Raw genomic sequence first — 16,758 nt, 5'->3', positions numbered from 1 at the left:
CGAAATCCCCCTAATTTTCTTCTTAATTCTTCAATCGGCGATAGTAATGCCTTTCAAATAAATTAAAGAAGGCCCATATCCTTTTTGAGGAATGTCTTTAGTGATCGACTCCATATAAGTTTGGTTACTATCTGTTATCGAATCATACGTAACATCCGCTTTCACTTCGACTCTATAGTCAGGTAATGCTAACGTTACAGTAATACGTTCTTTATTTCCATTATTATCTCTAACTACTTTATTGATAGTGCTTGTGAATGTAGAGCTAACACTGTTGACATGTAGTGAGATTATTTCGTTCAACAAACTATAATCCGCAATTTTTTCAGGTAATACCTCATTTAACGCATGAATATATGCACTACTCCTCGGTTCACCCGCTTGTCGATTTGCTCGCGTTTTTTCTTCTACCAACTCGCTTATAGATTTTCCATCATCAGCTTCTTTTTGTTCCGCAGATTCTTCATGACTATCAAACGCTTCAATACCTTTTTTTGTTGCATTCACCAATACTGAAGTGCCTGCTAAAGCCGCCTGTTGTGTGGCTGTGGCGGCTTGCTGTTTAACGGCATATACTTTTCCAATATTCACAACGATGACAACGATGACAATTGAAACGAGCATGATCCACAAACTATAGACCATGCCACTTCCTTTTTCATTTGTTAGCAACTTCAATTTAACATCACCTTACCTGTAGCCTTTGAACTGATTGGTACGGACATCGTCGACTTCCACTTTTCCGGAATGAATACGAGAGGATGTTTTGCTGAAATGCTCAATTCAAATAATCCATTTCCAGCAGGAGGAACAGAGACAGCAACATTACTGATTAAGTTGCTACTACCGATCGATTCATTTACAGTTTCAACTGCATCATTATAATTACCTGTCAGTGCATATACTTGTGCACCATCATTCGCAGCTGACTTTAGACTTAGCACTGCATATCCTGATGCTACAACTTGCCATAGCAATAAAAAGAATAAAAAGTAAAAAGGAAGAATCCCCAAAAATTCAATGCTCATGGAACCCTTTTCATTCCTGATCAATTTGAACTTCTTCAGCGTAATCACTCCTTTCTTTCATTCCATTCGATTGATTTTGTACTGCAAATACCAAATATGAAATAAAATTAATAGTACCCGGTTAAAAACTTTGTCCTCAGTCATTCTTTCAATCGCCTCAGCAACACGGAAAACAGAATAGTACGTTATTCCAAGACCGATGAAAGTAATGATAATATTAAAGGTATCGACAAAATCAGTACCCATCTCGGTTAGGAAAGCGCCTCCTATTATAAAATAGAATGCAAGGAACGCATATGAGACGAAGAGGAATTTCAACCAGTTATAATTCACTTCCTCTTTTCCTAGCTGGCTTATCGAATCTCTACGTGAGATAAACCAATATGGAACATAGACTCCAAACGTCACATTCGTCAACAATACTGTGAGAGCAGTATTTGTCTTTTTAAATGTCAGGTCATTCATACCTCTTCCACCTCTCCTGTCATACTTAAAAACTTGTCGGACAACGAGAATATTATAAAAGGAAAAATGACTAGCGAGAAAACCATCCGTGTTATATTGTATGCGTCATAACTCATTTCTAAAAAAGATGTCAAATAGAGCACGCCTGACCATACCAATGTCACGATAGATACCCAAAGAATAATTTGCACCCACACTTGGACGAAATTGGTTATGTAGAAATCGACAGATGTTTGAATCCATTTGCGAATGGAAATTTTATCACTATACATAAACGGCAAAATAAATAATATCGGCGCAATCAGGATTCCAGGAATATAGAATACGAAAATCCCTCCGTATACTAATGCCGAAATGAAAGATCCCACTACCAAAAGAGGCCCGATTGACCAGATGAATTCCTTGAACATCTCTTTGAATTCCAATTCTTCACTGACACTTACTCTTTTATATAATGAAAAAAGTGGACGTACAAAAATGACGAACATAAGAATATTCAACAAAACTGTAACGAGGTTTTCACTGCCAGCCCAATCGACGGAAATAAGGAGCAAACTATAATTTGAAAATAGTAGCCAAGAAGGCACCATAACTATAATTCCATAGGCAACAATCTTTAGTAATTGTTCATTATAATATTGCATCGCTTCTCTCAACTATAGGACCTCCTTGCCTCAATCTTCCTGAAAATGAATACACTTGCAAGGACTATTGCTCCCGCATTTACAAAGCTAAAGAGTGCAATATCCGGTTCAAATAGTAAAGGAATACCGAAGATGAAATGGGAAAACAAAATATTAATGACAACTAATGCACATGCCAACATGTAGGCGGAAAAGTACGGAAAATGAAATGAACGTGAGAGAAACCCTAACAAACCATACGAGAAGACCATAACAATGATTGAATGAATCAAATAATGCGGAACTACAAGAACCATGACAAAGCTGAATATAATCATTGCGATTGTTACAATCCCTAACACTTGAACGTATTTCATTTCTCCAAATACCCCTCCTTTACAAAGGATTTATATGCTACAGAGCTTAACAAGAAAAGGAGCCAGCAAGAAAGTAGATAAAGTATGAAGGAAAGATACGGAAACATGAATTCATCTCCGAATATCTGGAACGCCGTGCGTGTAATGATATAGTTTCCTCCGAATCCAAGGATGATTAGCAAAATCGGAATTGCATAGTAGACATATGCAATCCATTTTTTCTCCTTATCTTCATCCGGATAAACGATTGGCACTTCCCTTTGTTGGTCATATCTGGCTAAATAGTAAATACTAATGAATACAATGATTAACAGAAATTGAAATAGGATGTTGTCCTTCACCATTTTCAGCATAGGGAAAGTGAAAAAGAAGGTGAAAGCGTACAATTGAAACATAAGTGTCAATCGATACGCTTTCTGCTTATTTGATGGGAATCGAAATGATAATACAATCGGCATCACCAATAATATGACAAAAATCGCTGCTGCCCATTTTACAAACAGCACGTCGTAATCTGGCACAATAGACACAATGCCTGCCGCTAATAGCGGTAAAAAATATCCCATTATCATTGCCTTAAATGGATTCCCCATTAATTATGACCCCCAACCAAACTTTTTAAATAGGCTCTTTCCAATATTTTTCGCACCTTCAAAGACATACTTTACGCCAGCCTCAATTTTTTTAGTTGCCGCTTTGCCCCATTTTGTTTGGGTTGCAATGCCAAGCCCAATACCTACTATCGCTCCGACAACTGTACCAACACCTGGAACCACACTTCCTACTGCAGCAGCTGTCATTGCTGATGCTGCCCATCCCGCAGTAGCACTCACTATAGTCGATGCAGTGCCAACCATGACATCCGTTGTTATTCCAGCGGCCAAATCCGTCCCTGTTCTTGACGGATCATTGTGATTTTCGATGAGCCGGGTCCCAACACTTAAAACGACATTGGTCAGACCATTTCCTTTTATCATTGTACTAGGCTTAAAGAAATCCTTATTTGGCACCCAGTTGGTTTTCAAATAGGTTTTGATTTCCTTGACAACCCTTTTTGGAGAAGTTACTTCCTTCAAAAATCCTTGCGTAAATTTTTGTCTTATTTCTCCATTGCGTGGAACATAGGTTGCGTCATTGTGTGTCCTCTTTTTATAATCATACCATTTCCGCTTATACTCCCCTTTACTATCACCTTTTACAACATCTTTCCGGTTATCAAAGGAACCGAGATAGTTGGAATAGCGCTTGTTCACCCAATTGCTGAAGAGATTATCACCCTTCATAACTTTCGCTTTACCATCAATACGAACCATATTTCTATTACCTGTTGCGGACTTTGTATCTGTAACTCTGAAGCCAGCTGCCGTAGCCAATATACCGTCGAACAATTTTAAATAGCTTTTTCGTTTACCATTCCATGATTTGACTTTTTTAGCGATGCCATGTGTTGCGATCAGTCCGTCAATCGTCGGCCCTCCTCCGGTCACATTGCCGGAAGTTCCATCACCGGAATCAGTAGAATTTCCACCTGGGCCAGTTCCTGCTGATGGGCCTTGTCCGCCGTTCGAGCCATCACCGTCGTTTGGACCTTCGCCGCCATTCGGGCCATCGCCACCGTTTGGACCTTCGCCACCATTCGGGCCATCGCCACCGTTTGGACCTTCACCACCGTTCGGACCTTCGCCACCATTCGGGCCATCGCCACCATTCGGGCCATCGCCACCATTCGGACCTTCGCCACCATTCGGGCCATCGCCACCATTCGGACCTTCGCCGCCATTCGGGCCATCCCCACCGTTCGGGCCATCGCCACCCGTTGTACCTTTGCCACCGTTCGGGCCATCGCCACCGTTTGGACCTTCGCCGCCGTTCGGACCTTCGCCACCCGTTGGACTTTTGCCACCCGTTGGACCTTCGCCGCCATTCGGACCTTCGCCACCCGTTGGACCTTCGCCGCCATTCGGACCTTTGCCACCCGTTGGACCTTCGCCGCCAGTTGGACCTTCGCCGCCGGTTATGGCTTCACCGCCAGTAATGGCGGTAGTGTTTTTAAGAAACTCCCCGTATTCTGTTCCATTTAATGTGCTTGGTATTAAAAAGAGCCCATTATTTACTGCATGTACAGGAACAATTATCGTTCCTGAAATGGGTGGGAAATTCCCTTTGTAAGACGAACCGTAGGTAAACACTTCACCAGGTGTCATGAACTGACCTGAGAACGATTCTCCACCCGTGATTGCTTCTCCTCCAGTGATTGGATCTGTTACATCGATTGGTTGTCCAGGTGTCAACCAGCCGGCCATTGCTATACTAGGCAATATCGACCAGGATAAAATGATTGACAGCATAAAGATGGCAAATGCTTTCCTCATTTGTCTACTCTTCAAAATCTTGCTCCTTTCTTAGTCAGGAGTGTTTTTTAAGTATTTTTCCTCTAATGCTTCAATAGCTTCTGTAAACTGCATTTCATTCATATTCTTTAGATCCGCTTTAAGCGCATCCAATTGCGATTGTATCCAGTCATGATAGTCTGTATTTTTTGTTCGGAGATAATCATGACTTTCCTGCGACATGATTTTTTTAGTCTGATAGAGATACTGCAATGTAAAGCCAACTTGTTGTCGTTCGTCTACATTTTTCTTGAATTCATCGGTATCATACCCGAATATATCCAATCCCTTTTGCAGCTTTTGATGTTCCAGGCTACTGGCCTCCTTCTCTTTCCACGAGGCCCATTGATTCGCAATTTCAGTTGCTTGATCTAACTCTTTTTGGAGGGATGTCGCATCTTGGACATCTTGATACGTTCCTTCAACTGCTTTAGCAACTTCTTTCAATTGGCGTTGCCCATCATTATCGACATTGAAACCGATGACATTGATAATCGGTGTGATATCGGAATCATATAGGGCTTTCGCGGCAGTTACAGGATCATCATCGCATGTTGATATCCCGTCACTAACGAGGTAGACGATATTTGTGTTATTTTCACCGTCAAAATTCGCCAAATCTTTCTGTGCTTCTGTAATGGCAAGTTCAGTTGGTGTCCAACCTGCAGGCTTCACTTGATCAAGAGCCTCTTTAAATGTTCCTTTTTCATATGGCTTTAGTTCATAAAGCAGATCACTACTTGAGCAAGACATTGCTTTATCGGCTTTGCTTCCAGTGCCCTTATGTCCGTAGACACGAAGACCGACATTCGCTTCCTTCGGCAAGTTTTCGACGAACTGGACGATTGCTTTTTTCGCCGCTTCCATTTGCGTTTGACCGCCAATATTTTGTCCCATACTGCCTGAGCCATCCAAAATGACGAGAACATTCATATTCTCCTTGAATTGCATTCGTGGGTTATCAATATCAGGACTACCAATCGATTGGAATTTCAATTTAGCAATCAACTCATCCGGACCATTAAAGTCTTGCTGAAACACCGCCAGCAACCCATTGTAATAATGATCCAATTGATTTTGGGAAGGTTCACCCGAAATATCGGGTAAATGCGCTGTCAATTCATCGATCTTTTTCTGCCCTTCTTCATCAAGGATAGATATATATTCTGTATATCCTGCAGGCAATTCTTCAAGTTCCGCCAATGATTGAGGAAGCGGAGCCGCAGTAATCTCATCAGCTACGTCTTCCTTAGAATCATCCACAGCTTCCTCATCATCGAGTGAATTTTCATCTTCTTTATTGTTATCAGTAGGATCTGATATTGCAGTCCCATCTGTGTTAACTTCTTCATTTTTATTATTCTTGTTATCACTACATGCCGTTACTATTAAAAGGAGTAAAAGCATGAAAATGAATGCACTATATTTATTTTTATTCATAGCTGCTCCTTTTCAATCGTGAAATATATTAACCCCCTACCATCCCACTAATTTTGGAAATGATATTCGTAACCACTTTACCGATATTATCCTTTTCACCACTTAATGCAGTCGAAATGATTCCAAGTACTAAAATAAGCAAAGCTGCAATTCCAAGCCATTCAAGCGATTGTGCTCCTCTTTCGTTCTTTACAGGAAACATCATTTTCGTCCAAGCCACCATCAATTTTTCTTTCATTCTAACTCTCTCCTTTGTTTTTACTATATTTTAATTAAATAAATCAAAAATCCCTTTGTTCTCGTTGAATATATTTATAATCATCAAGCCTCCGATTAGGACGAGTGCAGACGGTAGAATTAGGAAAGTTGTTACTAGAGTTACTTTCGGTGAAGCTTTGGCTGCCTTCTCCTTGACCAACTCTTTCTTTAACTTCCTCATCTCTGCGGCTTGTTGTTTAAATGTATCGGCTATCGGTACTCCGAGACGTTCACCTTGAATAAGTGACTTGATAAGCATCTGAAATTCTTTACTATCATTACGTTCTAGTAATGATTTATAGGCTTCTGTACGCGGAACACCAACGCTTAGTTCTTGAATGAAGCGACCAAACTCTTCTTTTACAGGGCCTTCGAAATAATGGACAATATCCCTTAACGCCTGATCCATAGCAACACCCGCTTGGAGCGTGACGCTCATCGTATCGAGAAAGTCTGGCAATTGATACGAAATTTCTTCTTGCCTTTTTTTAGCTTTCCCTCTCAACCAGAGCACTGTACCTCCAAAACCTGCAATTGGCATTAAAATCAACATGAACTGCGAAAATGGAAATTGTAGAATAAAAAGAATTCCGCCAAGGAAAAAACCTGCAATTAACATAAACATCTTTAAACCCTGAAAGCGCTCAACTGTTAATCCATATGGATAACCGGCTTGTGTTAAATACATTTTCACTTCATTATTTTCACTGAAGAAATTGACCCGTTGACCTAAATCGGTAAAGTCATCCGCAAACTTAAAGATTTTTCCCAAGACTTTCTCTTTACGTGACTTCTTTTTTTCACTCCAATTATCGTCAAAAACCGATTCACTGATTTCTTCATGTAACTCTCTTTTTTCGTTCAAAAAGACATAAAATGACCGTAATGATATTCCTATCGTCACGATGACTAACACGACAAACAAAGCAATGATCCCATCCACGCACTCACACCCTGATATTTGTAATTTTTCGCACGATGACAAAAGTCAAGATTGTCCCACATAAGAAAAATGCTAGTAGGATCAACCCAATGCCGCTAAATAAAGGATCAAGGAAGCCATCAATAATGTTGTTCATCATAAGTACCAAAAAAATCGGAATGAGCGGAATGAGTGTTGACACATATTTTTGTTCAGCCGTCATTGTTTTTACTTCCTGCTTGAGCAGCATTCGTTCATCGAGTGTTTGGCTCATTTCATCCAGGACAGCCGAAAGATTTCCACCGGCTTTTTTTTGGATAAGAAGGGTAGCCGTAAATAATTGGAATTCCTTATGATCCACTCTTTTTTCCATTGCTCGAATGACCGTTGAAAATTCGATACCTAATGACAATTCATGTGCCAATCTTTTAAACTCACTTTTAGCCGGCTCACTAATATCTTGTGTAATGAGTTGAATCCCTTGATTGAGTGTCATACCTGACCTTGTCGAATTTGCGAGCACTCTACAAATTTCCGGCAATTGATCGATTAACATTTGTTTTTTCTTGTTTTTTCGTAAAATGAACAACAGTCTTCTTGATCCTTCAATGAGCAATAGGCCGACGAGCAACGCGGGAAGCAATGAAAGTTGAAAGAAGTTCACTAAGCCAAATACTACACCCATATAGGCGACAATCATCGCACCAATAAATTCGGAAGGGGTAAAAGGAATATTGGCGTTCGACAGTTTCGGTTCCATTTCCTTTGCTGTTTGTGTCTCGTCAAACTTGGTACCAATGAGTACGATAATGCTCTTTCGCTTTTCCCCATCCAAATAAAAGTTCTGAACGTCTTTGCGCCATTCCTTTTTTCTCTTCCGATAATCCAATAGAAAGTAAAGTGCAATCAAGAAGACAAATACGGCTAGTGCTGCAATAAACGCTTCTTTCATACATGAACACCTTCAGACTTAGTGAAGCTACTTTCATCCATTTTCACACCAAAAGTACGTAATTGCTCCAGGCATGCAGGAACTTCACCGGTTGCTGTAAAGTAACCTTCTATCTTCCCGTCCTCTAGCATCGCAGTTCTTTTGAATTTAAAGATTTCAACGATTCGATGTGTGCCATCATCACTTTTTTGGACTTCAGAAATTGAAACAATCTTTCTCGTACCATCCGTTAAACGAGTCGCTTGGATAATAATATCTAGTGCCCCGGCAATATACTCCCGGATTACAGTTGATGGCAGATCCATTCCTGCCATGATGACCATTGACTCCACACGTCGCATCGCATCTGTCGGCGAGTTGGCATGGACTGTCGTCAAAGAGCCTTCATGGCCCGTATTCATCGCTTGAAGCATGTCGAAAGCTTCGCCGCTTCGAACTTCACCGACAATAATCCGATCAGGACGCATACGGAGAGCATTCCGCACTAGATTCCGAATGGTCACTTCTCCCTTGCCTTCGACGTTAGCTGGACGCGCTTCCATACCGACCACATTCGGTCGATCTAAACGTAATTCGGCCGAGTCCTCAATTGTAATGACACGTTCTCCGTTCGGGATTGAAGTCGCAACCACATTTAACAGTGTCGTTTTACCCGAACCCGTTCCGCCAGAAATGAGGACATTTTTCTTTCCTTTGACAACACCATGCAGAAACTCAGCCATGGGTTCACTAAGAGAGCCTAACTCTAATAAGTCTTCGATTTTAAACGGATCTTCACGAAACTTCCGGATGGAGACGAGCGTCCCGGACAAACTGACGGGAGCGATAACCGCGTTAACCCGGCTGCCGTCTGGTAATCTTGCGTCAACCATCGGGGAGCTTTCGTCGACACGCCTTCCTAAAGGAGCAACAATTCGATCGACAATATGACGTACGTGTTCATCATCCCTGAATGAGACATCCACCATTTCAAGTCTTCCTAATCTTTCTATATAGACTTCATTGAAACCGTTGATAAGAATCTCTGTAATCGTAGGGTCTTTGATAAGTGGCTCTAGAGGCCCATACCCCACTGCTTCATCCAAAATTCTGGTGATTAACAGCTCCTTATCATTTCTAGAGATAATCACTCTTTCTTCAGACATGAAATGGGAGACATATTGCTCTATACGAAGTCTCATTTCCCCTTGAGATAGCTGGGTTAAAGCTTCTAGATTCGTATCTCGAAGCAATCTGGCTTTATAGTGATCCACTAATTCATCTACGAGATGATTTTCATACTGATAATTCGCAGTATGTTTATTCGCTAATTTTTCTTTACGACGGTCGAATAATGAACTCACCATTCACCACCCCCCTACTGTTTTGCAACTTGCCGGGCAAACTTTCGAATATCTTTTGCAAACGGGATAATTTTTCGTTCATTTGTTTGCTTGCGAACTGGTTGTCCTTGGTTAACATAAGGTTGCAGTCCTTTTGTATCCTGTCTAATCGAAGCAATAACAGGATAGCGTAGGACATTTATCAAGTCTTTTTGTTTTACTTCATAATCTTTCGATAGTTTATTCAATGCAATTTCCATTCGGCTTGTCAGAACAAGTCCGAGTCTTTCAGAAAGTTCCTCGTATTGTTTCATAATTTTCAACGACGGTGTATCTGGTGTTAGAACATAGTAGATTTTGTCCGACTCCTCCATCGCGGTTACGACGAGTTCATTGATAGCGGTTGGCAAATCGACAACGACATAATCGAATGACCGCCTGCATGTCCTTAGCAATTTAGCAACGAATTCATCATTTAGCGTCTCCAAGATTTCAGGATCACAAGGGCTGATGAGTACTTCCATTTTTGAAAACTCTTCTGTTTGTGCAACGTTTCGGATATGACTTTCATTTAATTCTTCAATAACTGGCAACAAATCCGCTAATGAGCGATTCGACTCTATGGAAAGCAACGTTTCCACTCCACCGTATTGCCCGTTCAAGTCAATAAGAATGACTTCTGCTGACGACTCCAGTTTCATCGTCTGAGCAAATGACGATGCGAGTAACGAACAACCGCTTCCCCCTTTACCACTATAAAATGAAATGATCTTCCCTCGCCCGCGTCCAAAAGTTGTCGATACTGTTTCTTCATTCGCAACTTTCTTCGCAGAATAACTCTTTACGATATTCGGGAAACGACTTGAGAACAAACTTGATTCATCCGGAAACACAAAAAACTCATCGACGCCTGCGCGTGTCATATTCCGTAATAATGTAAAGTCTGTTTCATTTGCGATGAATAGAATTAGTGCATTTGAATTGATAATTTTCAACATTTGTACGACTTCGACAGATGTATCATTTTCCGTTTGAACAAAAATGACGATATGTGCCAGTTCTCTATTCATTTCTCTAATCGCTTCATTTGAACGGACACCGATTACATGACTTGTTTTTGTTTCGGCTATTGTTTTCAATTGAGACATGAGTGCTTCTTCATCAGACACAATCATAATATTTAAGTTGTTCTCCACCGGCCTCACCTTTCAATAAGTGACTGATCACATTTATTTATCCGTCGCATCCGTTGTCTCTTCAGATGATTCTTCTTCGGTTTCTGCCTCGTTCTTCTCTTTACCTTTTTCAGTAGTAACTTCGCTCTCTAATTCAGGTTCTGACTTCTCCTCCGGCTCTTTTACAGTGGAATTTTCATCCATCTGTTCTGTATCCAACTGATCGCCGAATGAAGATGCTTGTCCGACATTTGCTTTCAGAATCCGTATATGATCTGCGTAATGTTGCATATGGATGAGATTTGGCGCTTCTTCTGCAGTAACTTCTACTGCTATACCTGAGAAATTATCATTCGTTCCTTGTGCAAATGCGACTAGGACATCTTTCATGAACACTTTCGTCTTCTTCTTCCCGTCATTGCTAGTGGATACAATGATATCTACCCGATCCAATGCTGTAAGGACCTGATCAAACTGGACTTTATCGGTGCGATACATCGTCACTAGCCGATTATTCGCATCTTGTAAGTTGGAAATCGGTTTGATCATATTTTTTGTAATGATATCACCGGGATTTAATGGAACAATTGAGACCTGGTGTTCAAAATCCTTCTCGGAAACGATATGACTATCCGTCACAAACTTATTCGGAATATCCATCTTCGTCACTTGCGACAACTCTATTTGAGAGCGGGAAGGAATGGAACCTTTTGCAATATAGATGGAGGTCATTCCACCAAGTTCTGCATTTAACTCTTTCACTTTTTCTAGTACAAGATAACCTGTCACTGCCGCTAATATAAATGCTAATACTAAGAATATGGCAGCACGCCTTTTTGCCTCTAGCATCCCAAACCCTCTTTCATCCTCAAGAAATTGACTCTATGAATCTAGTTATTTACCGTTGTGCTATTCATAATTAATAGCACCGCACTGCATTAGTGTCAAAGTCGTGACAATTTCTGCATACTAGGTCAAGGTCGATTGTCGCTGGGTCAAAAGTTCATGATAAACCAATAAATGGATATAGAGATTTTAATACGTACTTTCCCATTATCTAAAGTTAGTCCAATGGCATGTATTAATTGGACATTTATTACTTAAGAATCAATTTGTCAGATAAAAGCCTTGAATTTGAGATGCTTGAATTCGAGATTATTGTAAACTTGCTAGGTTAATTGATAATTTCCAAAAAAAATGGCCAGTAGCATTTACGCCACTGGCCATTTTTCTATGATGCTTTTCTTAACTCTCCTGATGTTGGATATGCCCAAATTGAGCGTACCCATTCCGGATAATCGATGAACGGGTTCCGGTTGCCTTGAATTTGTTCAATGAGATTATTTCGGTTCATTTCAAACGCATCGACTGGGTCTTGCTCGTGCCATTGTAATAGGATGGATAGTTTACCGTGATAAGGATTCTTTCCGTTATTCAGTAATTCATTCAACTCTAAATCCACTCGATCCCCTGCTTCATAACGTGTTGCCATATAGAACAGCATCCGGGCAACATCCCCCTTAACCTGATTAGGCGGCTCCCAGGAATTCGCAGATTTGTAGCAGCCGTCACAGCCTTTAACAGCCGAACCACCATTATCAAAGTCTAGGTTTCCACGTGCACTGTTTACTTGGACGTCGGTTGGACGCAAATGATGGATATCCGTTCCCGGTCCAATGCTTGTTCCGAAATCGCCGTGCGATTTAGCCCACACATGCTCCCTATTCCAATCTCCGACATTTCCACCGTTACGATCTTTCGAACGAGATTCTCCTGAGTAGAACAGGATGACATTATTCGCATTGCTCGGATCACTATCCGTTTCTTTCAATGCGTCCCATACTTGGCTGTATGAAAGTTTGCGATGATCCGAAATAATTCCGTGAAGGGCCGTTTTCAGCGCTTGCCCTTCTTTCCCGATCGCATCTTTATAATAGTCATCTGACGGAGTTTCAATTTCATCCGTTACGGTGACAGTGAAAGTTGTTGTAACGGATTTCTCTCCATCACGAGCTGTTACACCAACAATATGACTTCCCTCTTTCAACTGCAATTTCAGTACAGCTGAATGAAGGTCCACAATCCCTTTTGTTGAAGAGAAAGTAAGTGTATCGCCATCCGGGTCACTGAAATGTTCTGCGAGATTGATAGAGATTGTTTCCCCAATCTTGACCATTTTGTTTGTAATTGGTTTGCTGATGACTGGTGCCTTATTTAATGCTGGCACTGAAATACGTTTACCAGCAGAATTATAGAAAACCACCTTAGATGCGTCTGCACCTTTGACAAACGTTATTTTCTGTATACCTTCAGCCCCTCTAATTTCGAGAGGGTGTGAACCTTCAACTACTACATTGCCCATTTCAGTACCTTTCATATGGACAACTAAACCGCTTTTCTTCGCTTGTAAAATGACGCGATTTGTTTTAAAGCCTTCACCTGTAAGTTCAGCATAATCCCCTTTCAGGTATAGTCCATCCTTTAGTGATGATTGTGCATCCATATAAACAGCAACACTCGGCTCTGCAACAACTAGTTGTTTTTTGTACGTTCCAATTAAGTTATATTCTTTCCCGATTGGAACAGGCTCCCAACTACTAGGTGCGTCAAATCCAATTTGTACCATTACAGGATCATGGTCACTTGCACGGCCTGCCATATCAGTAAAATCAGCATTGATGTGCAAAATGTCTATTTCAGTTTGATCAAGCAAATTATTTGATACGAGAATATGATCCAATACTTGTGAATTCCCTTGAAATACATAGGAATAGCGATCTGCTTCATCGACATGGTTGATCATATTCGTCATTAAGTCGCCTTCGTGGATGAATAAACTTTCAGCGAATTGGAAGTCATTGAAATCACCGAGTGACACGATATTCGCTTCAGGATTATCCGCTTTGATGCCTGAAACGAAGTTATAAACAATCTCCGCGATTTTCTTGCGTTGAACTTCGCTTCCATTGACTGGTGGCTGGACAGCACCGAATACAGGTGTATCGCCATTCTTTGAATTCCAGTGATTCGCAATGACGACAATTGACTCCCCTTGGAAATCAAATTGCGCAGCCAATGGTTTACGGCTACTGTTGAAAGCAGCATCATTCGGTTCAATTCGTCCAGGATTATGCGTCAACTTCCCGCTTTCATATCCAACAGCAGTTGTGGCATCTCCATGCGGAATCCCTTCCGTCAATGAAACACGCGCAGGATTATAGAGGAATCCAACACGGATATTTGCGTTTGGTTGTCCTCCATCTGCATTGTTTACTGGATCGATATTGACATATTCATAGTGAGCACCACCTGCATCTGCAATTGCTTTAATGAGACGCTCATAGCTTTGATTGGCCTTGGAATCACCAGCATCCGGACCGTTATTGTCCTGCACTTCTGTTACGCCGATAATGTCCGGACTTTGCATATCTGTCGCAAAAGCCCTTGCCAATTTCCGTGCCTTATCATCTGTTGTTGTCTTTTTGTTATTCGAGAAATTCTCCAAGTTATACGAAGCAATCGTCAGCTTATCTTCCGATTTCACGATAGTTGTCGTTTCAGGTTCCGCATCCCCAACGCTATGCGCTTGCCTCATATCATCCAAAGACGTATAAATTTTATAGTTTTGGAATGAATAGCCGACGACACCTGTCAGAGGTCCAGCAAAATAATCGCCAGTTGCAACTTCAAAATCTCGCGCTGGCCCGTTAGGTTCTAATCTAAATTGAATACGGTTAGCATTTTGATCGTTTTCTTTTAACAGGATTCCACCGTTAAGTGTTTCTGTTTCTGCGTCCGCTAGAACGGTAACCAAGTCACCATGTTGTTGCGGCGAAACGGCTTTTACAGTACCAACTTGTACGAGCATCGCTTCTCGGCTTTCCCAGAAGTCAGCCGCAAACTTCGTCGGATCAAATTCTGAAAACTGGTGACTCGCAATTTGATCTTTTGGTACGTTTTCTTCATTAATGATGAATGGTGTTGGTAGCGGAACATTGCGTTCAAGAATCTGGACGTTGCCGCCACGATCATCACGTACACTAATTTGGGTTGTCTTCAAGTCTGTTTCTTGGCGATCTGCATATCCGTCAATCGCATATTCACTCACTGTTCCTGTAACGGAAACCAAGTCACCAATCGATAGGTTCCAAGTATCCTTTCCGCTATAAAGAACGATTGCTTCTGACGTGTTTACATTGCCGTCTCGTTTGTTGTCAGGTGTTTGGATATGATAATACGTCGAACCGCTTAACACATATTTATACGTTACAATTCCCTCGACACCTTCGACAACTTGATTCACAAAAGGAGATGTATGACCTTCTCCTTGAATATTATGGATTTGAAGGCTATCTGTAATGGTATACGTAAAGGTTGAAACTTCGCTATAACGACCGTCATCCGTTTTCACGACCGCTTTGACAGTCGCGTCCTTATGAATGTCGATTGGCGATGAATACGTTGCGCCATTTTCAATCGGGTCTAACCCATCCACTGTAAAAAGAATCGTTGAATTGGGTGTTCCGGTCGTCAATGTAACGTTGATACTTCCAACAAATGTACCACTGCCCGGATTTGCAGTTACTCGTTGCACAACCGTACTATCAACAACAACATCTGCTGTAGAACGTGGAATGATTTGATAGTCATTATCGAATTGCTGAACAATCCCCGTAATGCTGTCATAGGTTGTTCCTTCCACGAGTCCGAGTGAAGCCCCTTCATCGCGAACAATAAATTCATGACCGTCTGTCGCTAAATAATTTGCCCAACCACTGCCTGCTTGGACATCTGTGAGAACGACATTATGGACAGTCACGAGTTGCGATTCATGCGATTCCCCGACTTCAGCTCCTGTTATTACTTTTGGCTGCGGTTCCCCAACATCCTTTGTACGGTCTATCACTTGTGCTCCATCCAATTGCAATAAGCCACGATAGTCAACAAGCGTACCGGTCAACGTCACTTCATCACCGATAGAGACTGCCAAACTTGTTGGGCGTACTGCGATTCCCCCTGTAGAATCCTGGATAGAAATTGTATTCTTTAATTGCGCAGCAACTACGCCTTTAATTGTGACTGTTTCTCCTAAATCAGTGGAGCGGGCTTCTTCAATAGATATGATTGCCGGATCACCAGGTTCACCTGGATTTGAATCGATCATTTCATGAGTTCCTAAATGATCGAATGTATCTTTCGGATAAACAATCCATTCATCATCCCGATTGAATGCATCGTCTGAGATAGAATCCCCCGAAACAATACCGGGCTTACGAACGAGCGTTACGTCCGTTCCCCAATTACTGCGTGCTCCAACTTGTCCAAACGAGTCGATAATGCCGCTCGTGTTTTTGAGAACAAGGGCGTCATCGCCATTGTAATTGGTTATATTACTGTTCTCTAAATCCCCTTTTTGCTTAATACCGGCTGCTGCGTCCCGGTGGTATATAACAAATGTTTCTCCTTGAGCTAGCGAACCTGCTAATCCAAGTTTAGAAGTTGCGGCCGCGGATCCATTTGTATAGAGCTCCAGTGAATAATTTTGTAAATCAACCGTTTGCCCTGTCCCGTTATATAACTCAATCGCTTTGTTAAAGCTACTGCCTTCTACGTATTCAGAAATAATTAAATCGGCTGCCGTAGATTCAGCCTTAACACTCGCCGGAATCGTCGGCATGATCATACTTACAAGTAAACCTACAGCTAGGAAACTATTCAAACGCGTTCTCCATCTCTTACTTCGCATGGTACCAATCTCCTTTCAAGTTTGAAATATGGTGCAGTGCGTCATGGATAAGCAAACCTC

Annotated in this window: 15 protein-coding genes; all 15 read right to left on the bottom strand. The window is 41.4% G+C overall.

Annotated elements, in window-relative coordinates; translation table 11 throughout:
* Positions 1 to 30: 30 nt before the first annotated feature.
* On the bottom strand, positions 31 to 678 hold the full coding sequence (locus QWT69_RS03775; RefSeq protein ID WP_317969120.1) for a pilus assembly protein TadG-related protein: 648 nt from the start codon (positions 676 to 678) through the stop codon (positions 31 to 33).
* Positions 675 to 1,028 (bottom strand): pilus assembly protein, encoded by a 354-nt coding sequence (locus tag QWT69_RS03770; RefSeq protein ID WP_317969118.1) that lies wholly within the window; start codon positions 1,026 to 1,028, stop codon positions 675 to 677. The genes QWT69_RS03775 and QWT69_RS03770 overlap by 4 nt, the downstream gene beginning before the upstream one ends.
* A gap of 57 nt (positions 1,029 to 1,085) precedes the next feature.
* Entirely contained in the window at positions 1,086 to 1,493 is a 408-nt protein-coding gene (locus tag QWT69_RS03765) for a DUF4234 domain-containing protein (RefSeq protein WP_317969116.1), read from the bottom strand.
* A complete protein-coding gene (locus QWT69_RS03760; protein WP_317969114.1) occupies positions 1,490 to 2,149 on the bottom strand; it encodes a hypothetical protein in 660 nt (219 codons plus the stop codon). Before QWT69_RS03760 ends, QWT69_RS03765 begins: the two co-directional genes overlap by 4 nt.
* On the bottom strand, positions 2,146 to 2,493 hold the full coding sequence (locus QWT69_RS03755; protein ID WP_317969112.1) for a hypothetical protein: 348 nt from the start codon (positions 2,491 to 2,493) through the stop codon (positions 2,146 to 2,148). Before QWT69_RS03755 ends, QWT69_RS03760 begins: the two co-directional genes overlap by 4 nt.
* Positions 2,490 to 3,086, bottom strand: coding sequence for a hypothetical protein (locus tag QWT69_RS03750; protein ID WP_317969107.1), 597 nt, complete (start codon positions 3,084 to 3,086; stop codon positions 2,490 to 2,492). Before QWT69_RS03750 ends, QWT69_RS03755 begins: the two co-directional genes overlap by 4 nt.
* Positions 3,087 to 3,089: 3 nt before the next feature.
* Positions 3,090 to 4,880 (bottom strand): hypothetical protein, encoded by a 1,791-nt coding sequence (locus QWT69_RS03745; RefSeq protein ID WP_317969105.1) that lies wholly within the window; start codon positions 4,878 to 4,880, stop codon positions 3,090 to 3,092.
* A gap of 15 nt (positions 4,881 to 4,895) precedes the next feature.
* The gene (locus tag QWT69_RS03740) at positions 4,896 to 6,323 is read right to left on the bottom strand and encodes a vWA domain-containing protein (protein ID WP_317969103.1); all 1,428 of its coding nucleotides are present in this window, start codon (positions 6,321 to 6,323) and stop codon (positions 4,896 to 4,898) included.
* Positions 6,324 to 6,351: 28 nt separating this feature from the next.
* Positions 6,352 to 6,561, bottom strand: coding sequence for a hypothetical protein (locus QWT69_RS03735; protein ID WP_317969101.1), 210 nt, complete (start codon positions 6,559 to 6,561; stop codon positions 6,352 to 6,354).
* Positions 6,562 to 6,591: 30 nt separating this feature from the next.
* On the bottom strand, positions 6,592 to 7,524 hold the full coding sequence (locus QWT69_RS03730) for a type II secretion system F family protein (RefSeq protein WP_317969099.1): 933 nt from the start codon (positions 7,522 to 7,524) through the stop codon (positions 6,592 to 6,594).
* Positions 7,525 to 7,528: 4 nt separating this feature from the next.
* Complete coding sequence (locus tag QWT69_RS03725) at positions 7,529 to 8,455, bottom strand: type II secretion system F family protein (RefSeq protein WP_317969097.1); 927 nt, start codon at positions 8,453 to 8,455, stop codon at positions 7,529 to 7,531.
* On the bottom strand, positions 8,452 to 9,798 hold the full coding sequence (locus QWT69_RS03720) for a TadA family conjugal transfer-associated ATPase (RefSeq protein ID WP_317970887.1): 1,347 nt from the start codon (positions 9,796 to 9,798) through the stop codon (positions 8,452 to 8,454). Before QWT69_RS03720 ends, QWT69_RS03725 begins: the two co-directional genes overlap by 4 nt.
* Positions 9,799 to 9,812: 14 nt before the next feature.
* Complete coding sequence (locus tag QWT69_RS03715) at positions 9,813 to 10,973, bottom strand: CpaE/TadZ family protein (RefSeq protein ID WP_317969095.1); 1,161 nt, start codon at positions 10,971 to 10,973, stop codon at positions 9,813 to 9,815.
* A 33-nt stretch (positions 10,974 to 11,006) separates the two neighbouring features.
* A complete protein-coding gene (locus QWT69_RS03710; protein ID WP_317969093.1) occupies positions 11,007 to 11,801 on the bottom strand; it encodes a CpaB family protein in 795 nt (264 codons plus the stop codon).
* A 382-nt stretch (positions 11,802 to 12,183) separates the two neighbouring features.
* On the bottom strand, positions 12,184 to 16,698 hold the full coding sequence (locus QWT69_RS03705; protein WP_317969091.1) for an endonuclease: 4,515 nt from the start codon (positions 16,696 to 16,698) through the stop codon (positions 12,184 to 12,186).
* Positions 16,699 to 16,758: the final 60 nt, after the last annotated feature.

This window comes from Sporosarcina oncorhynchi, assembly GCF_033304615.1.
Taxonomy (GTDB): Bacteria; Bacillota; Bacilli; order Bacillales_A; family Planococcaceae; genus Sporosarcina; species Sporosarcina oncorhynchi.
Note: the sequence above shows the minus strand (reverse complement) of the source record. Positions and strands in the feature narration are given on the sequence as shown.

Bases quoted from the DNA above. Each gene is read 5' to 3' on its own strand.
- QWT69_RS03765 (WP_317969116.1), bottom strand. From the start codon at position 1,493: ATGAATGACCTGACATTTAAAAAGACAAATACTGCTCTCACAGTATTG.
- QWT69_RS03770 (WP_317969118.1), bottom strand. From the start codon at position 1,028: ATGAGCATTGAATTTTTGGGGATTCTTCCTTTTTACTTTTTATTCTTT.
- QWT69_RS03755 (WP_317969112.1), bottom strand. From the start codon at position 2,493: ATGAAATACGTTCAAGTGTTAGGGATTGTAACAATCGCAATGATTATA.
- QWT69_RS03705 (WP_317969091.1), bottom strand. From the start codon at position 16,698: ATGCGAAGTAAGAGATGGAGAACGCGTTTGAATAGTTTCCTAGCTGTA.
- QWT69_RS03750 (WP_317969107.1), bottom strand. From the start codon at position 3,086: ATGGGGAATCCATTTAAGGCAATGATAATGGGATATTTTTTACCGCTA.
- QWT69_RS03725 (WP_317969097.1), bottom strand. From the start codon at position 8,455: ATGAAAGAAGCGTTTATTGCAGCACTAGCCGTATTTGTCTTCTTGATT.
- QWT69_RS03710 (WP_317969093.1), bottom strand. From the start codon at position 11,801: ATGCTAGAGGCAAAAAGGCGTGCTGCCATATTCTTAGTATTAGCATTT.
- QWT69_RS03735 (WP_317969101.1), bottom strand. From the start codon at position 6,561: ATGAAAGAAAAATTGATGGTGGCTTGGACGAAAATGATGTTTCCTGTA.
- QWT69_RS03740 (WP_317969103.1), bottom strand. From the start codon at position 6,323: ATGAATAAAAATAAATATAGTGCATTCATTTTCATGCTTTTACTCCTT.